This is a genomic window from Pseudoalteromonas prydzensis (assembly GCF_001661495.1).
GTDB classification, from domain to species: Bacteria; Pseudomonadota; Gammaproteobacteria; order Enterobacterales; family Alteromonadaceae; genus Pseudoalteromonas; species Pseudoalteromonas prydzensis.
Genome location: NZ_BDDT01000012.1, coordinates 87,668 through 101,574 on the forward strand (window position 1 = coordinate 87,668; position 13,907 = coordinate 101,574).

At 41.0% G+C, this 13,907-nt stretch carries 16 protein-coding genes; 13 read left to right on the top strand and 3 right to left on the bottom strand.

Going from position 1 to position 13,907, the window contains the following annotated elements; genetic code table 11:
* Positions 1 to 36: 36 nt before the first annotated feature.
* From A7968_RS17625 to A7968_RS17635, 3 genes are all read right to left on the bottom strand, one after another.
* Complete coding sequence (locus A7968_RS17625) at positions 37 to 1,254, bottom strand: methyl-accepting chemotaxis protein (RefSeq protein ID WP_064667881.1); 1,218 nt, start codon at positions 1,252 to 1,254, stop codon at positions 37 to 39.
* 100 nt (positions 1,255 to 1,354) lie between these two features.
* A complete protein-coding gene (locus A7968_RS17630; RefSeq protein ID WP_064667882.1) occupies positions 1,355 to 2,053 on the bottom strand; it encodes a glycerophosphodiester phosphodiesterase in 699 nt (232 codons plus the stop codon).
* A complete protein-coding gene (locus tag A7968_RS17635) occupies positions 2,050 to 2,916 on the bottom strand; it encodes a DMT family transporter (RefSeq protein ID WP_064667883.1) in 867 nt (288 codons plus the stop codon). Before A7968_RS17635 ends, A7968_RS17630 begins: the two co-directional genes overlap by 4 nt.
* Before the next feature lie 310 nt (positions 2,917 to 3,226).
* Here A7968_RS17635 and A7968_RS17645 point away from each other — a divergent pair, with 310 nt between their 5' ends.
* The 13 genes from A7968_RS17645 (at position 3,227) to A7968_RS17705 (ending at position 13,839) form a co-directional block, all read left to right on the top strand.
* A complete protein-coding gene (locus tag A7968_RS17645; RefSeq protein WP_064667885.1) occupies positions 3,227 to 4,330 on the top strand; it encodes a sensor histidine kinase in 1,104 nt (367 codons plus the stop codon).
* Positions 4,327 to 4,941: a response regulator transcription factor gene (locus A7968_RS17650; protein ID WP_064667886.1), complete on the top strand. Its 615-nt coding sequence runs from the start codon at positions 4,327 to 4,329 to the stop codon at positions 4,939 to 4,941. Before A7968_RS17645 ends, A7968_RS17650 begins: the two co-directional genes overlap by 4 nt.
* Before the next feature lie 120 nt (positions 4,942 to 5,061).
* A complete protein-coding gene (gene rnr, locus A7968_RS17655; RefSeq protein ID WP_064667887.1) occupies positions 5,062 to 7,560 on the top strand; it encodes a ribonuclease R in 2,499 nt (832 codons plus the stop codon).
* A complete protein-coding gene (rlmB, locus tag A7968_RS17660; protein ID WP_064667888.1) occupies positions 7,557 to 8,303 on the top strand; it encodes a 23S rRNA (guanosine(2251)-2'-O)-methyltransferase RlmB in 747 nt (248 codons plus the stop codon). The genes rnr and rlmB overlap by 4 nt, the downstream gene beginning before the upstream one ends.
* 136 nt (positions 8,304 to 8,439) lie before the next feature.
* Positions 8,440 to 8,781, top strand: a complete 342-nt coding sequence (gene rpsF / locus A7968_RS17665) for a 30S ribosomal protein S6 (RefSeq protein WP_016709443.1) — start codon at positions 8,440 to 8,442, stop codon at positions 8,779 to 8,781.
* Positions 8,782 to 8,850: 69 nt separating this feature from the next.
* Complete coding sequence (priB, locus tag A7968_RS17670; protein ID WP_064667932.1) at positions 8,851 to 9,153, top strand: primosomal replication protein N; 303 nt, start codon at positions 8,851 to 8,853, stop codon at positions 9,151 to 9,153.
* A 12-nt stretch (positions 9,154 to 9,165) separates the two neighbouring features.
* A complete protein-coding gene (gene rpsR / locus A7968_RS17675) occupies positions 9,166 to 9,393 on the top strand; it encodes a 30S ribosomal protein S18 (protein ID WP_002962753.1) in 228 nt (75 codons plus the stop codon).
* Positions 9,394 to 9,429: 36 nt separating this feature from the next.
* Positions 9,430 to 9,882, top strand: coding sequence for a 50S ribosomal protein L9 (gene rplI, locus A7968_RS17680; protein ID WP_064667889.1), 453 nt, complete (start codon positions 9,430 to 9,432; stop codon positions 9,880 to 9,882).
* Positions 9,883 to 10,177: 295 nt separating this feature from the next.
* Positions 10,178 to 10,615: a type IV pilin protein gene (locus A7968_RS17685; protein ID WP_227008858.1), complete on the top strand. Its 438-nt coding sequence runs from the start codon at positions 10,178 to 10,180 to the stop codon at positions 10,613 to 10,615.
* Between the two features lie 2 nt (positions 10,616 to 10,617).
* Positions 10,618 to 11,067 (top strand): GspH/FimT family pseudopilin, encoded by a 450-nt coding sequence (locus A7968_RS17690; RefSeq protein WP_064667890.1) that lies wholly within the window; start codon positions 10,618 to 10,620, stop codon positions 11,065 to 11,067.
* Positions 11,067 to 11,480 (top strand): type IV pilus modification PilV family protein, encoded by a 414-nt coding sequence (locus A7968_RS17695; RefSeq protein ID WP_064667891.1) that lies wholly within the window; start codon positions 11,067 to 11,069, stop codon positions 11,478 to 11,480. The genes A7968_RS17690 and A7968_RS17695 overlap by 1 nt, the downstream gene beginning before the upstream one ends.
* Complete coding sequence (locus A7968_RS17700) at positions 11,480 to 12,004, top strand: prepilin-type N-terminal cleavage/methylation domain-containing protein (RefSeq protein WP_064667892.1); 525 nt, start codon at positions 11,480 to 11,482, stop codon at positions 12,002 to 12,004. Before A7968_RS17695 ends, A7968_RS17700 begins: the two co-directional genes overlap by 1 nt.
* Positions 12,004 to 13,839: a pilus assembly PilX family protein gene (locus A7968_RS17705; protein WP_064667893.1), complete on the top strand. Its 1,836-nt coding sequence runs from the start codon at positions 12,004 to 12,006 to the stop codon at positions 13,837 to 13,839. Before A7968_RS17700 ends, A7968_RS17705 begins: the two co-directional genes overlap by 1 nt.
* Positions 13,840 to 13,907: the final 68 nt, after the last annotated feature.

Genomic DNA, 13,907 nt, shown 5'->3' on the forward strand with positions numbered 1-13,907 from the left:
TTAACACATTCAGCTATTAATATCACGCTTGCTACGTTAAACAAAACGCTTTAACTGTTGTTGAGTTTGTTTGCTCAACTGCTGCGATTGCTGGCAGTCGGCTAGTGCTATATCAATTTGTGACTTAGCTTGTGAGCCTAATTCCACAATCTGCTCAACTGATTGATGGGTTTGATGTTGCGTTTGTTCGAGTAAATGCACTGCACTGACAATTTGCTGTAATTGTTGTTGATTATGCTCAAACTCAATTAATCGCTCAGTAAAGCCATGAGAGGTATTGCTGATAGTGGTTTCTGCATTGTGGGAATAACTAACAAGCTGCTCTGATTCTTTATTTGTTTGGTTTACCAGTGAATCCATTTGATTGATAAAATCGCTGATCTGACGAGTTGCATCGCTTACCTTAACTGATAGTGTTCTTACTTCATCGGCTACAACAGCAAAACCACGACCAGCTTCACCAGCCCGAGCGGCTTCGATGGCTGCATTGAGTGCCAGCAGGTTCGTTTGATCTGAAAACTCTTCCACCATTTTTAAGATGCTACGAATATTGTCGCTGTTTTGTTTTAAACCTGAAATCGTCTCTGAGAAACTGCTTAACACCTGGCTAATCGATTTAACTTGGGCAACGAGTTCAGTTAATTCTTGCGCAGAGTGAGTTACAAAGTTTACATGCTCACTATTTACTTGATGAACACTATCGGTGTTGGTAACGATACTTTGCAAACTATCGGTTATTTGATTACTTGCAGCGGTAATTGTTTGGCTAAAATCGATTTGTTGCTCGCTTAATTGCGCCGTTTGTTGCATTGATACTGTCACTTGATTGTTACTTTGTGCGCTGGCTTGTGCACTTTGGTAGGTTGTCGCGAGTAATTGACTGAGATGATCAGTAAACGTATTGTATTGCTGGCTAATCTCACGAAACTCATCATAGGTAAAATGCGGGAGCTTGGCTGTTAAGTTGGCATCTTGGCTGTTAATTTGTACCAAAGTATCGCGCATTGCCGTAACCGGGCGAACAATTAAAAAACGCATATAAAACACAGTGAAAGCAAAGCCTGTAATTATAATTGCTGTAAGCAACCAGAATAATTGCGTATCAGCATTTTGTGAAGTAAGGCTTTTATATAACCAAATTAACGTAATAGCTTGAAAAGCAAAAACAAAGCTTAAGTTACCAATAATTTTACGCGTTAAAGTAAAAAAGAAGCTTTGTTCAATAAAGTTATAAATACGCATATACCCACTCATTAATCGCCCGCTTGGCTGTTGCATCAGTTTTACTCAGTATCGTTCAAATTCACTTTAATTCAAGAATATAGGACGAACGGCGCTAGTAAGTTCGGCTGATTTAAAGTGAATTTAAAATCATTTTCGTATTGCATGGGTAGTTAGTAAAAATACCGTCTACACCATAATTAAGCATCATTTCTATATCTTCTTGTTTATCAACGGTGTATGCATAAACAGCCAAACTGCGTTGCTTTGCGTCAGCGACAAACTCATGATTAATAAAGTTTTTATCAATATGAATACTTGAAGCATGTAAGCGCTGAGCAAATTCTGCATAGTTGATAGGAATAGAGGCTGTTAAAGCGCCAATTTTCACCCATGGTAACTGTTGTTTTAGCCACATGAGTTGATGGTGATCAAACGAAGAGACTAAAAGGTTGTCGCGTGACAGCTTTTTAGCTGCAATATTTGCTTCAATCAGCTCAACAAACTTATCTAACGAAAAAGTGTGTTTTAACTCTAGGTTTAATAGTGTTTTATTATTAACCCAATCAATGGTTTGTTGTAAGGTAGGGACACGCTCATTATTACCAGCATCAAAACATTGAATTTGCTCTCGGGTGAGTTTGTTTACTTTACCATGGCCATTGGTGGTGCGTTCTAGCCAGGTATCGTGAATGATCATGTAATCATCTAAGCAACTTTGAACATCGACTTCAATACCATCAACTTCGATGTCTACAGCCGCTGTAATCGCACTTTTGGTATTCTCAGGGTAAGTACCGCTGGCGCCGCGATGGGCAAAAACTTTAATCATAATGTGTGTTTCCGAGTAACTGACCATGTTTCATAAAATGCTGCACTGATCACCATCGCACCCCCAAGTAGGGTTAATAGTGAAGGTTGTTCATGCAGCAGTAAAAATGCTAAAAAAGTGCCATACAGAGGCTGTAAACAGGAAATAAGCCCCGCTGTTGATGCGGATAGATATTGTAAGCTTGCCGCAAATAAAGAGTGTGGGGTTGCGGTAAATATTACACCTGCAACGATCAACAGCCCTATATCGCGGGTTGATACATTAATCACTGGTACTTCTATAAAAGCACATAATAAAATACTTGCCACCATAGTTTGATAAAACATAGTTTGTGGCCCGCCATATTGGCTAAAATAGCGTTTATGGACAATATTTCTAAATGCGAAAAAGAACGCCGAAATAACACCTGTGATCACCCCTAAGGTAACATCATTGCCCATATCCGCACTTGGGATCAGCAAATAAATGCCGGTTATTACTACGCACGCACTGAGTAAGTCGCTTATTTTAGGTTTGTTACCATGAAAAAAAGGTTCAATAAAAACGGTGATCACAGGGTAGGTAAAAAACGCAATCATACCCACTGCAATGCCAGCCATTTGCATACCAGCAAAATAAGTTACCCAGTGGATGCCTACAGTAGCTCCTAAAAATAATGCAATTAGGTAATCTTTAGTGCTCTTAAGTTTAATCGCTTTCTTTTGCCATAACAGCAATATCATAATCGCTAGGCCAGCGATGGCTGCGCGGTACACGGTGATATCTAATGCGTTGAGATTTATTAATTTGGCAAATAGTGCTGTGCCACCAAAAAGTAATACCGCAATATGTAAATAAATTAAACTTTGTTGTTGGGGTTGCATGTAAATTCGCTCTGCTATTTTTTACTATCTTATCACTGCTCATAATAAGGTGAAATTTTTAAAGCATGACAAATGTCAGCAAAGTTGATGACATTTTACACTCTTATTTTTTTTAGCGGCTGGCATAGTTATCACATTCAACTGGAGGTAATTATGAATACTTTAATTTTAATCAGTTTATATATCAGCGATTTTTTTGAAATATATAGTTTTAGTCTTACTTACGCCGGTTACTTTATGCTGCTATGTGTTTTTATGTTATTTAGTAGAAACATAACTATAAATAAAACGATGCACTTGGGATATTAGTATGAGTTCACTTAACGCGGTTTCTGAGCAAATAGATAAAGGGTTTTGGAAGTATGGACATTTAATTTTTACTGGCTTTTATTTGTTGCCAATTATGATTAACTTTGCAAATTTAACCGCAAACAACATTTTTATGTCCTTAGCTTTATATATTGCTTTTATTATGCTCTATGTAAAAGCAATAAATTGCCAAGATATCGACCCTACTAAGTTAGTTATTGCTATGTTGTTAGTTTGTTTTAGTGCTACTTTTTATACCTCAGGCACACCGACATTATTTGGTTTCGTTGCCTACATTGTCGGTTATGCATATAGTAAACAGCAACGAATTTATTCAGCGCTAGTGGTCATTTTAACTGTTTTATTAAGTGCATATATTGGCGATATTGCAAAAGTAGAATACTTTCTCGCCATATCATTAATTTTATGTGCTGCCTTATTTAGCTACGGTATAGCAGCAAAAAGAGAGCTGCAATATAAAATCCGCGAACAAGAAAACGCCACGCAATTAGAGCAATTAGCAGCAATTGCTGAACGCGAACGTATTGCCCGCGATTTACATGATATTTTAGGTCATTCTCTTTCATCAATTGCTTTAAAAGCAGAGCTTGCTAATAAATTAAATCAAGGTGAGCGTTATACACAAGCAAATACTGAAATTGCCCAAGTTGCAGAGCTTGCAAGGCAGCTATTGAGTGATGTGAGAAGTGCTGTTAGTGATTTAAAACAGCTCAATCTTGCGAGCCAAATTTCCCAATTGAAACAAAGGCTAACCGCACAAGGTTTTGAGGCGGATTTTAACGTCAAGTTAAATGCGTTACCTGCGAAAGTAGAAGGTATCGCAAGTCTTATTATTAAGGAAGCTGTTACTAACTTACTACGCCATAGCAGCACCAAGAAATGTATAGTTAGCATAACGCAAAATCAGCAACAGTTAATAATCAATGTGGTTGATCATGCACCATGTAGCTCAATAAAACCTGGAAATGGCTTAAATGGCATTAAAGAACGAGCAGAGCAGCTAGACGGTAAGGCTACATTTACCTGTGAGAATAACTTTAGTTTAAATGTAATGCTGCCTTTAACTACGAAGGATTTCCAATGATCAAGGTATATTTAGTAGAAGATCAGGGGCTTGTACGCGACGCAATCGCAGCATTATTAAGTCTAGATTTTAATATTGAGGTAATTGGTCAAGCAAGTAACGGGCAAGATGCATTAACAGCCATAAACATGCTAGATAGCAACTCTTTTCCTGATATTATTTTAACCGATATCGAAATGCCTAGCATGAACGGCATCGAACTCAGTGAGCAAATTGCATCAAAATACCCAGCTATAAAAATAGTTATTATGACCACTTTTTCGCGAGCGGGTTATATTAGGCGTTCTTTAAGTGCTGGCGTTAAGGGCTTTATTTTAAAAGAAGCCCCGAGCGATGAATTAATTAGCGCGCTTAAAAAAGTAATGCACGGGCAAAAGGTTATTGATCCTGAGCTTGCTATTAACGCATTAGATGATATTGATCCGCTGACAGATAAAGAACGAAAAGCATTGCAACTCGCAAGCGAAGGGTTGAAAACCACTGATATTGCCGCAAGGTTATATTTAAGCGAGGGCACGGTACGTAATTACTTATCAGATGCTATTGCTAAACTAAATGCCATAAACCGAGTAGATGCAGCGCGGATAGCCAAACAAAAAGGCTGGTTATAACGTCGTAATAAGCTGTTTAAAGCAGGTAAAAGCGCTTTCTTAAAAGTTTCATAGCTTTTGCCTGTCTCATTGATTGGTTATGGGTTAAAATAACAACATAACCAACTAACAAGATAGTGAATGTCAAACCAAGATCCTAATCTCAGTCGAGAACAAGAAAAGTACGAAAACCCTGTCCCAAGTCGTGAGTTTATACTTACTCACCTAAAAGGCCGCGCTAAACCTGCTAACTTCCATCAATTATGCGAAGAATTAGCAGTGAATGATGATGAGCGCCAAATTGCGTTTAAGCGCCGTTTACGTGCCATGGAGCGCGATGGTCAACTATTCTTTAATAAATTCAAATGCTACGCCTTAATTGATGAAGCAGGGCTTGTTAAAGGTAAAGTCATCGGTCATCGTGACGGGTTTGGCTTTTTAGAAGTCGAAGGCGAAAGTAAAGACTGGTTTATTGCCAAGCATCAAATGAGCATGGTATTGCATGGTGACATAGTACTTGCTAAAGGCACCAAACGCGGCTCTGGCGGTAAGTGTGACGCACGTATTATTAAAGTGTTGTCTGGCGAACGCGCGCCGATTGTTGGCCGCTATTTTGTTGAGCATGGTATTGCCGTGGTGGTGGCGGAAGATCCGCGCATTACGCAAGATATTATTATTCTACCAGGCAGTGAAAATGGTGCACGTCATAACCAAATGGTGCAAGTGCAAATCACTCAAAGCCCTAATCGCAATATGAATGCGGTAGGTAAAGTCATTGATGTATTGGGTGAGCATTTAGCCCCAGGTATGGAAATCGAAGTTGCTTTACGTAATCACGATATTCCGCATGTTTGGCCTGAAGCCGTTGAAAAGCAAGTTGAGCATTTAGGTGAATTTGTAGAAGAAGCCGACAAGCAAAATCGTGTGGATTTACGTGACTTACCGCTAGTGACTATTGATGGTGAAGACGCCCGCGATTTTGATGATGCTGTGTATTGCGAGCCTGTTGAATCGGGTGGTTGGCGATTATGGGTCGCAATTGCTGATGTATCCCATTACGTAGCAATGAATACCCCACTTAATGCCGAGGCAATCGAGCGTGGTAACTCAGTGTATTTCCCTGAGCAAGTTATTCCTATGCTGCCAAAAGTATTGTCCAATGGCTTATGTTCATTAAATCCGAAAGTAGACCGTTTATGTATGGTCGCAGAAATGCTGGTATCGGCTGAAGGTAAATTATCAGGCTATCGTTTTTACGAAGCTGTGATGAATTCACATGCGCGCTTAACCTACACTAAAGTAAACGCCATTTTACAAAACGATGAAAAGCTCCGTACCGAGTACGCCGCTGTTGTGCCGCATTTAACTGATTTACAGCAAATGTACATGGCGTTAAAAGCAGCCCGCCAAGAGCGTGGCGCAATCGAGTTTGAAACACTCGAAACACGTTTTGTGTTTAACGCCCAGCGTAAAATTGAGTCAATTGTGCCAGTGGTGCGTAACGATGCGCATAAGCTGATCGAAGAATGTATGATTTTGGCTAATGTATCTGCAGCCAAAATGCTGGAAAAACATGAAGCCAGTGCACTTTACCGTGTGCACGCCGAACCTGATGGCGAAAAACTGGGGAACTTTAGGCAGTTCCTTTCGGAGCTGGGTATTGAATCTACGCTGAGCGACGAGCCAACGCCGAAAGAAATTACTCACGTATTAGCTAAACTTGGCGATCGTCCCGATGCAGAGCTTATTCAAACTATGTTACTGCGTTCGATGAAACAGGCAGTGTATCAAGCGGAGAATATTGGTCACTTTGGTTTATCGCTAGGTGAATACGCACACTTTACTTCGCCAATTCGTCGTTATCCTGATTTAGTGGTACATCGTGCAATTAAAGGTATTTTAAAAGCGCAGGGTATGGTGACATCCGGCGCTTATGTATACAGTGATGAAGAAGTTGTCCAGCTGGGTGAGCAGTGTTCAAACACCGAACGTCGTGCGGATGATGCGACGCGCGAAGTCGCCGATTGGCTCAAGTGCGAATATATGCAAGATCATGTTGGCGATGAATTTGAAGGAGTGATCTCATCGGTGACTAACTTTGGTTTGTTTATTCGCTTAGCTGATTTACAAATAGATGGCTTGATCCACGTGACAAACCTTGGCGATGAATACTTCCAACATGATGGTGCGAAACATTGCTTAATTGGCGAGCATTCTCGCAAGGTATATCGTTTAGGCGATAAAGTGACTGTTCAGGTCGCATCAGTAAGCTTAGATGAGCGGCGTATTAACTTAACGATAGATGGCAATGCAGCACAAGATAGGTATGCTCGCCGGCGTAGTGACGCGAAAGGCCACACTCCTGCAAGCGTTCGTTCACAGTTAAAGCGCGGCAAAATACCAGGTAAAAAAACCGATGAAGCAGCATCTGCTGAGCATAAAGGCCGTTCTGAACAGAGTAAGCCAAAGCCAAAAAAAAGCAGTGCCAGTCGAGGTAGAAAGAAACCAGCAGGGAAGTCAGCTGCTGCAACCACGACTACCACAACAGCAAAAAAACCGAAAAAAAAGGCCGTTAAAAAGCCAAAAAGACCCGGCAAAAATGCCCGGAAAAGTAAGAGTTCAGGAGCAAGTGATACGTGAGTAATGAATTAATTTTTGGCTTTCACTCTGTTGAAGCAATTTTCGCAAGTGAGCCTGAGCGTTTTATTGAAATTTATGCCCTAAAAGGACGTGATGACAAACGCTTATCTCCAATTATTGAAGAAGCGCGTAAATTTGGTATTTCTGTACAATTTATGCAGCGTAAAGCCCTTGATAACAAATCGAAAGGCGAGCAGCACCAAGGCATTATTGCTAATGTGATCGCAGCTCCTACTTTTAATGAAAAAGATTTGGATGCAATAATTGCCCGTGAAGAAACCCCATTTTTATTGGTTTTAGACGGCATTACCGATCCGCACAACTTAGGTGCTTGCTTACGTAGTGCTGATGCCGCTGGCGTGCACGCGATTATCGTTCCAAAAGATAAGTCAGCTAAATTAAATGGCACGGCACGTAAAGTGGCCTGTGGCGCAGCTGAAACCGTACCGCTGATCCAAGTGACTAACCTTGCGCGTACTTTGCGAGAAATAAAAGACGCAGGCGTGTGGGTAGTTGGCACTGCGGGTGAAACCGATGTGCATGTATTCGATGCTAACCTAACCGGCCCGATGGCAATTGTAATGGGCGCTGAAGGCGAGGGCATGCGCCGTTTAACGCGTGAGCATTGTGACGTGTTAGTCAAAATTCCAATGGCGGGCACGGTATCAAGCTTAAACGTTTCTGTAGCCACAGGCATTTGTTTGTTTGAAGTACTACGCCAGAGAAACGCGACGCAAGCTTAAAGCTAAAATACCTGCTTGCTTAATTTTCCAACTAAGCGTAAAATGCGCGCTCATTTCGGCCTAATTAATATTAATTCCTTGCCTTAAACCGACCGGCTGAAACGGTAGAAGGCTCTATTAACCGTAAGGAATATCCATGCGTCATTACGAAATCGTATTCATGGTTCACCCAGATCAGAGTGAGCAAGTTGCTGGTATGATCGAACGTTATACTGGTTCTATCACTGAAGCTGGTGGTACTATCCACCGTCTTGAAGACTGGGGTCGCCGTCAATTGGCATACCCAATCAACAAGCTTCATAAAGCTCATTATGTTCTTATGAACGTTGAAGCACCTACTGAAGTAATCAGCGAGCTAGAAACTACTTTCCGCTACAACGATGCAGTGCTTCGTAACTTAGTTATGCGTACTAAAGACGCTGTAACTGAAGCATCTCCTCTTGTAAGAGAAGAGAAGAAAGAAGCACCAGCTGCTTAATTGTTTTGAGTCCAAGCATGGCGCTTGTTCAGTTGAGTTATTAAGATGAGCCAAAAGCTTAACCCTTACATGAATCAACTAACATTATCTGGAGTTGTTTGTAAAACACCCAAATATAGCCAAAGCCCTGCTGGTATCCCGCATTGTATTTTTGTTGTAGAACATAAATCAATGCAAGTTGAAGCAGACCTTAACCGTAATAGTTATGTCAGGCTTCAGGTGGTTGCCAGTGGTAAGCAAATGCAACAACAGACTCAACATTTGCACGTTGGGCAGGCATTGCAAGTGAGCGGTTTTTTAAATCGTCACGAAGGTCGTAACGGCCTTAGCCAATTGGTTTTGCATGCTCAGCATATAGAAAGAATTATTTGAGGAATTTATCTCATGGCACGTTATTTCAGACGTCGTAAGTTCTGCCGCTTTAAAGCGGAAGGCGTACAACAAATCGATTACAAAGATCTAGCTACTCTTAGAAACTATGTTACAGAAAGTGGCAAAATCGTACCTAGCCGTATCACAGGTACTAGCGCTAAATACCAGCGCCAGCTAGCAACTGCTATCAAGCGTGCTCGCTACTTAGCCCTTCTTCCATACACTGACTTACATAAGTAAGCAGCGGATTAACACGTTTTTAAAAGGTGTAGAAACATGCAAGTTATTCTACTAGATAAGATCGCAAACCTAGGTGGCCTAGGTGACCAGGTTGTAGTTAAATCTGGCTTCGCACGTAACTTCCTTTTCCCACAAGGTAAGGCAGTTCCTGCAACTAAAGCTAACATTGAAACTTTTGACGCACGTCGTGCTGAGCTTGAAGCGAAAATCGCTGAACAGCTAGTTGCTGCACAAGCACGCGCTGATAAACTTGAAGCATTAGCTGAAGTGACATTAGTATCAAAAGCCGGTGACGAAGGTAAGTTATTCGGTTCTATCGGTACTCGCGACATCGCTGACGCTATCTCAGCTGTTGGTGTTGAAGTTGCTAAGTCAGAAGTTCGTTTACCTCTAGGTACTATCCGTGAGACTGGCGAATTTGACGTATCAATCGCAGTTCATTCAGAAGTAACGGCTACTATCAAAGTAATCGTGATCGCTGAAGCTTAATTTTTAATTAAGCGAAAAAGGCCGTGCTGAAAAGCGCGGCTTTTTTGTTTAAAAATAACTATCACTATCACACATCTTTGGCACGCCACTATAAGTATTTTTTAGGTCAACCGTGGTGTTGTACCCATTTAATTTGGATTCTATTCTTCTTACTTGAAACTTAAACAATAAGAAACTAATGATTTTTAATTATTATAATGTAGCTATATTGTAATTATGTTTCAGTTAATTGACATTGACAGCGTTGTCACTGTATATTGTTTGCGCACTGGGCATAGTGTTAAGGATGTAAGAATTGAAACAACACCTGATAAGAAATACCAAACCACCTGCTGGTTTTACATTAATAGAGTTACTAATCGTAGTCGCCATTTTAGGCATTTTATATAGCGTTGCCATGCCTTCATATGTCGAACATATGGAGCGTAGCCGCCGCGCAGATATGCAGCAGGTAATGCTGCAACATGGGGCATCACTGGAGCGTATTTATTCACGTAATGGTGGTTATCCAAACGCTTTTGATGCAGGCGCAAGTACAGAGTTTTATACTTTAACTTATACAGCGCTAAATCGTGTTACAGGAGCTGCTGCGGACGCTAATTTTAAAAGTCGTGCGTTTACCTTAACTGCGACCCCAAAACCAGGCTCTGCCCAAGCAGGAGATCGCTGTGGTGCTTTAGTGATCAAGCATGATGGAACACAATCAGCTGACGCGACTAACTGCTGGGAATAATAATGAAAAAAGCAGCAGGGTTTACATTAGTTGAGCTAATGGTCGTGGTTGGTATTGTTGCAATCATGGCGGTGTTAGCGTTTCCATCATTTAGTCAGCAAATTATGCAAGACCGTGTGGTCACAACGGCTAATCAATTAAACAGCGTTTATAAATATGCCCGTAGTGAAGCAGTAAAGCGCGACCGTGATATTAAATTGGTCGTCAGCGGTAAGAATTGGCAAGTGAAAGCCTCTGTTGATGGGGTGGAAACTGTTTTGAAAGAATTTGTTATTCAACATCAAGGTGTAACGGTTGGCTTAGTCGACCGTACTGTCTGGTCTACAGGTGAAATATCAGCGGCTAGCGAAATATTGATTAAAGATGATAACGACAAAACGGTTGATTACTATCTGTGTATTTTAAAAAGTGGTCAAAATTGGTTGGCTGAAAAGTCAGTGGCGTGTGCGTAATGTATAAGCAAAATGGTTTTTCATTATTAGAAGTTATGTTGTCAGTTGTAATTGCTGGTATTGCCTTATTAGGCTTGGCGGCTGCGCAACTAAAGTCACTACAGTACGCGACCAACAGTTTTAATTACACTGTATCTTTGGTGCAAGGGCAAAATACCTTAGAACGTATTTGGCCTCGTTTGTGTGAATTGCAAACAACAAACCCAGCATTATTTACGGATGCTAATTTTCGCGCTTCGTTAGGTCCGCAAATCGACGACTATCAGCTTAGCTTACCTGCAGCTTATGCGCATGATATGCAAATTACTGTTTCTTGGAGTGATGAAAGGATCGAACAGCAGGATCCTGCACAATTAGAAAATCAAATCACTTTAAACGCCAGCTACCCTGAGCTACCTGCAGGGTGTATTTAATGAGCACACTATCACGCAGCCAAGGTTATACCCTTGTCGAGTTAATGGTGGCACTGGCAGCTGGAGCGTTTTTACTGGCTGGCGTTAGCCTGTCATATTCAGCAATCAAAGGCACTATTTTGGTTGGTAAAGAGTTGGAAAATGCGCAAGAAGTGATCCGGTACACCAGTAAAGTATTTACCCGTAGCATTAAGCAGACCCCTAGGCTGCCAGAGGTCGCAGCCGATGGCTCGAGCATTACCATTTATCAGCCTGCCGGTGTGATTACTTGTAATGGTAGTGTATCGACTGCTGCTGTTAGTGAGTTGTACAGTTTAGTGGATAATAACTTGCAGTGTGCCTTAGATGCAGCCCCTGCTGAGCGCTTGTTAACTGGGGTCAAACAATTGAGTTTTGCGATAGATAATAATTTAGTCACCATTAATGTTGGGCCTGAGAATTTACCAGCTCAATTTGGTAACACCATTACGATTGATATTGCTGTATCTAATGTAATTTTAAATAATGCCTTTGGTGGTGCGTAATGATTAATAAGCAGCATGGATTTACACTTATTACAGTGCTTATACTTACGAGTATGGCAAGTATTGTGGTGCTTAATTCATTACGTGAAAATATTGTTCAAGAGCGTATGAGCGGTAATTTCCAGAAGAAGATGAATAGTCGGTTACTGGCTGAAAAAGGTGTTTTTGAAGAAGCCAAATTGTTACAGCAAGCTTTACAAAATGATAAAAACTTAGATATCGATGGCTTAATTGCTGCAACAGGTACTGCCTCAGGCACTGGTTTAATTGGTAGTGATGCAACCTACAACGCAAGTATTAGTAAAAATGCAGCAGGCGAGCTGGAAATCGCTAGTATTGGCGAACGTTATGAAGGCGATGCGCAGAGTAACTTAGTGGCACGGTTTGGTTTTACACCAGGTAAAGGTAGCTCTGTTTTTGAAAATGCAATTGTGGGCTGTGAAGGAGTTTCATTAAGTGCAAGTGGCCGTATCGATAGTTATGACTCAAGTTTGGGCGACTACGATCCAGATAATGCAGAAGCCGCAGCCGTTATTGGTACTGTTTATAAAGATAAAGACGTAACATTATCAGGCGCGTCCACTATCTGGGGTAGTGTACATGCGACGGGCAGCATTATTTTCAGTGGCTCATCACCTATCACAGGTTCGCTGCGTGCAAATAATACTATTACTATAGATTCTAATTTCACGGTGTCTACAGATCCACTTTTACCTGAAGGATTTCCCTTAGATACAGCGGTCGGCGGCGACGTATTATCGGCTGGTGATGTAATATGGAAGCAAGGGAAAATACTGGGGGTGGTTCGTGCTAATAATGATTTAATTTTTCCAAATAACAGTGCCAGCACAGTCCTAGTAAATAAAAATAATGAAGCACTTGATGTTATGTATGGTAATGCATTAAAAGCGCCAGCTGGCTTAGCTGAACATCTTAAGCAAGATGGTATTGCGTATTCTGATGCTAAGTTTAAGCAATCGCCCAATGTTGAATTGGTGCCTTTTCAAGATCCAGATAACTTTGCAGCCAGTAAAGTGCAATGCGATCCTATTGATATAGCAAGCGCTGTAAATGCGCTTACTGATCCTGCAGCAGAAGATATTTTAGTAAAGCACAGTACCACAACCTTGGTTGTCGGCAAGCCTGAAACACGAGTGATTTATGAACTAACCCCGGAAATTGGTCAATCTAAAATAGAGAACCCAGGGACTTATGTATGGGAAAATTGGTTAGGTGAGCCACCGGCAACGTTAAATTATCAACTGGCGACGATTAACCAGCAAATTGATCAAAAAGTACTTAAATCCGGTAGTTTCACTTTAAATAATGGCATTTTAAAAGTAACCGGTGGTGATGTTACGCTTGTTGTAAATGGTAACTTTAAAATGACGGGTGATTCTTTTATCGATATTGCACCAGGCAGTAGTTTAACGCTTTATATATCAGGTACTGTAGCTATCAATGCAGCTGAAGGTGCCATCACTATGAAGCATGGTTTAACTGTAACGGGTAAGCCTGTTTTTAGTATTTACTCAGGTTATTCAGACGCTAATGGCATAGATATTAGTGCTGACTCTGATTTATATGCAGCAATTTATGCACCTAAAACGGATGTGACTGTTGTGGCTAATGGTGGATTTAGTGGCTCTATTCGCGGAAAGACTGTAACTGCCTCTGGTCGTGGTGGGATCCACCATGATTTAAACCTATCAAATGTGAGTAATGGTGGTAGTAGTGCTAGCAGCGGTAAATTAGTTTTTCTTGGCTGGTCATATAAAGTGCCAACGCCACCGACAGCAGAGCCGGTTGACCCCCCAGTCGAACCGACGATCTAATCAGATAAAAAATGGCTAACTTTTCGGTTGGCCATTTTTTTTTAAATTTATTTTCTTTCATTTAAACC

Excerpts from the sequence above, each read along its gene's own strand:
- A7968_RS17625 (WP_064667881.1), bottom strand. The coding sequence starts at position 1,254 with ATGAGTGGGTATATGCGTATTTATAACTTTATTGAACAAAGCTTCTTT.
- A7968_RS17630 (WP_064667882.1), bottom strand. The coding sequence starts at position 2,053 with ATGATTAAAGTTTTTGCCCATCGCGGCGCCAGCGGTACTTACCCTGAG.
- A7968_RS17635 (WP_064667883.1), bottom strand. The coding sequence starts at position 2,916 with ATGCAACCCCAACAACAAAGTTTAATTTATTTACATATTGCGGTATTA.
- A7968_RS17645 (WP_064667885.1), top strand. The coding sequence starts at position 3,227 with ATGAGTTCACTTAACGCGGTTTCTGAGCAAATAGATAAAGGGTTTTGG.
- A7968_RS17650 (WP_064667886.1), top strand. The coding sequence starts at position 4,327 with ATGATCAAGGTATATTTAGTAGAAGATCAGGGGCTTGTACGCGACGCA.
- rnr (WP_064667887.1), top strand. The coding sequence starts at position 5,062 with ATGTCAAACCAAGATCCTAATCTCAGTCGAGAACAAGAAAAGTACGAA.
- rpsF (WP_016709443.1), top strand. The coding sequence starts at position 8,440 with ATGCGTCATTACGAAATCGTATTCATGGTTCACCCAGATCAGAGTGAG.
- priB (WP_064667932.1), top strand. The coding sequence starts at position 8,851 with ATGAATCAACTAACATTATCTGGAGTTGTTTGTAAAACACCCAAATAT.
- rpsR (WP_002962753.1), top strand. The coding sequence starts at position 9,166 with ATGGCACGTTATTTCAGACGTCGTAAGTTCTGCCGCTTTAAAGCGGAA.
- rplI (WP_064667889.1), top strand. The coding sequence starts at position 9,430 with ATGCAAGTTATTCTACTAGATAAGATCGCAAACCTAGGTGGCCTAGGT.
- A7968_RS17690 (WP_064667890.1), top strand. The coding sequence starts at position 10,618 with ATGAAAAAAGCAGCAGGGTTTACATTAGTTGAGCTAATGGTCGTGGTT.
- A7968_RS17695 (WP_064667891.1), top strand. The coding sequence starts at position 11,067 with ATGTATAAGCAAAATGGTTTTTCATTATTAGAAGTTATGTTGTCAGTT.
- A7968_RS17700 (WP_064667892.1), top strand. The coding sequence starts at position 11,480 with ATGAGCACACTATCACGCAGCCAAGGTTATACCCTTGTCGAGTTAATG.
- A7968_RS17705 (WP_064667893.1), top strand. The coding sequence starts at position 12,004 with ATGATTAATAAGCAGCATGGATTTACACTTATTACAGTGCTTATACTT.